Origin of the sequence: Accumulibacter sp. (assembly GCF_016789985.1) — a bacterium.
GTDB lineage: Bacteria > Pseudomonadota > Gammaproteobacteria > Burkholderiales > Rhodocyclaceae > Accumulibacter.
Window position 1 is genome coordinate 1 of the sequence record NZ_JAEUOL010000069.1, and the last position, 2,509, is coordinate 2,509.

A 2,509-nucleotide genomic window follows, 5' to 3' on the forward strand; every position below is an offset into this window, starting at 1 on the left:
CCGATACACTGAACAATGTTTCCTTGACTCATCGTCGTATCCCTAATCAATAAACTAATTATCGCGTGGTCAGACAGCCGCTGCGCCGCCGACGATCTCCGAAAGCTCTTTGGTAATCGCTGCCTGGCGAGCCTTGTTGTAAACCAGTTTCAGTTCGCCGATCACGTTCTTGGCGTTGTCGGAAGCCGATTTCATGGCCACCATGCGCGCGCTTTGCTCGGACGCCATGTTTTCGGCAACAGATTGGTAAATCATCGCCTCGACGTAACGCACCAGCAGGTCATCAATCACCGTCTTGGCTTCGGGTTCATAGATGTAGTCCCACCGGTTGCCCTCACCGCCCACCAAGTCACCGGATAGCGGCAGCAACTGGTAAAGCGTCGGTTCCTGCTTCATCGTGTTGATGAAGCGGGTGAAGGCGATGTAAAGCACATCGATCTCACCCTTCATGTAGGTATCGAGCTGAACCTTGACCGGACCGATCAACTTTTCCAGGTGCGGTGTATCGCCCAGACCGGTCAACTGCGAAACGATATTGGCCCCGGCGCGCTGCATAAAACCCAGCCCCTTGTTGCCAATCGCCGTGACCCGAAGCTTCTTGCCTTCCGCATCCCACTCTTTCATCTTGCTCAGAGCGAGGCGCAGCACATTGGTATTCAAGCCGCCGCACAGACCCTTGTCGGAGGTCACGGCGATCAGACCGACCGTCTTAACCTGTTCGCGTACCGTCAGGAATGGATGGCGGTAATCGGTCAGGGCATGCGATAGATTGCCGGCAACCCGGCGAATCTTCTCACCGTAGGGGCGAGCAGCGCGCATCCTGTCCTGCGCTTTGCGCATCTTGGATGCGGCCACCATCTCCATGGCCTTGGTGATCTTGCGCGTGCTCTCGACGCTCTTGATCTTGTTGCGGATTTCCTTGCCGCTAGGCATGGCGATCTCCTCGCTCGATCAGGCCAACGTGGCCTTGAATTCCTCGATCGCCTTGCCGAGTTTCTGCTCGGCATCCGCGTCAAGATCCTTGGTCGTCTCGATCTTCGTGATCAGGTCGGCGTACTTCTGCTTGACAAAACCATGCATCTGTTTCTCGATCGCCAGGGCTTTTTTGACATCGACATCGTCAAAGTAGCCCTTGTTGACGGCGTGCAGGGTGATCGCCATCTCGGAGATGGACAAGGGCGAGTACTGCGGCTGCTTCATGAGTTCGGTCACCAGGCGACCGCGATCGAGTTGCTTGCGGGTAGCCTCATCCAGATCGGAAGCAAACTGGGCGAAGGCAGCGAGTTCGCGGTACTGGGCGAGAGCCAGGCGGACGCCACCACCCAGCTTCTTGATCACCTTGGTCTGCGCTGCACCACCGACGCGCGAAACCGAGATACCGGCATCGATGGCAGGCCGGATACCCGCATTGAAGAGATCGGTATCAAGAAAGATCTGGCCGTCGGTAATCGAGATCACGTTGGTCGGCACGAAGGCCGACACGTCGCCAGCCTGCGTCTCAATGACCGGCAGGGCGGTCAGTGAGCCGGTCTTGCCCTTGACCTCACCATTGGTGAACTTCTCGACCCATTCGGCAGAAACCCGTGCAGCGCGCTCGAGCAAGCGGGAGTGCAGATAGAAAACGTCGCCGGGATAAGCCTCACGGCCCGGTGGACGGCGCAGCAGCAGGGAAACCTGACGGTAAGCCCAGGCTTGCTTGGTCAGGTCGTCGTAGATGATCAGCGCATCCTGGCCACGGTCACGGAAATACTCGCCCATCGTGCAACCGGAGTAGGGAGCGATGTACTGCAGGGCCGCCGATTCGGAAGCAGTGGCGGCAACCACGATGGTGTATTCCATCGCACCGTTCTCTTCCAGCTTGCGCACGACATTGGCAACCGTCGAGGCTTTCTGACCGACCGCCACATAGATGCAGATCAGGTCCTGCCCCTTCTGATTGATGATTGTGTCGACGGCCACCGCCGTTTTGCCGGTCTGCCGGTCGCCGATGATCAACTCACGTTGACCGCGGCCGATCGGCACCATGGCGTCGATCGACTTGAGACCCGTCTGCACCGGCTGCGACACCGACTTGCGCCAGATGACACCAGGCGCGACCTTCTCGATCTTGTCGGTCAGCTTGTTGTTCACCGGGCCTTTGCCGTCGATCGGCTGACCAAGCGAGTTCACTACACGACCGAGCAGTTCCGGACCGACCGGTACCTCGAGAATGCGGCCGGTGGTCTTGACCGTGTCGCCTTCGCTGATCTGATCGTATTCACCGAGAACCACCGCGCCAACCGAGTCGCGGTCGAGGTTCAATGCCATACCGAAGGTGTTGCCCGGAAACTCGAGCATCTCCCCCTGCATGACGTCGGTCAGGCCGTAAACACGGCAGATACCATCGGTCACCGAAACGACGGTGCCCTGGGTGCGCAGATCGGCGCTGATCGCAAGATTCTCGATCTTGCTCTTGATCAGTTCGCTGATTTCGGAAGGATTCAACTGCATGGAAATTCTCCTAGTTCTT

General features: G+C 58.1%; 2 protein-coding genes. Both read right to left on the minus strand.

What is annotated here, in order from left to right; translation table 11 throughout:
- Positions 1 to 69: 69 nt before the first annotated feature.
- The gene (gene atpG, locus JNK99_RS04185; protein WP_291849060.1) at positions 70 to 933 is read right to left on the minus strand and encodes a F0F1 ATP synthase subunit gamma; all 864 of its coding nucleotides are present in this window, start codon (positions 931 to 933) and stop codon (positions 70 to 72) included.
- A gap of 18 nt (positions 934 to 951) precedes the next feature.
- Positions 952 to 2,490, minus strand: a complete 1,539-nt coding sequence (gene atpA / locus JNK99_RS04190; protein ID WP_291849063.1) for a F0F1 ATP synthase subunit alpha — start codon at positions 2,488 to 2,490, stop codon at positions 952 to 954.
- Between the last annotated feature and the right edge of the window lie 19 nt (positions 2,491 to 2,509).

What these genes read in the sequence shown, in the direction of transcription:
- atpG (WP_291849060.1), bottom strand. Translation starts at nt 933, where the DNA reads ATGCCTAGCGGCAAGGAAATCCGCAACAAGATCAAGAGCGTCGAGAGC.
- atpA (WP_291849063.1), bottom strand. Translation starts at nt 2,490, where the DNA reads ATGCAGTTGAATCCTTCCGAAATCAGCGAACTGATCAAGAGCAAGATC.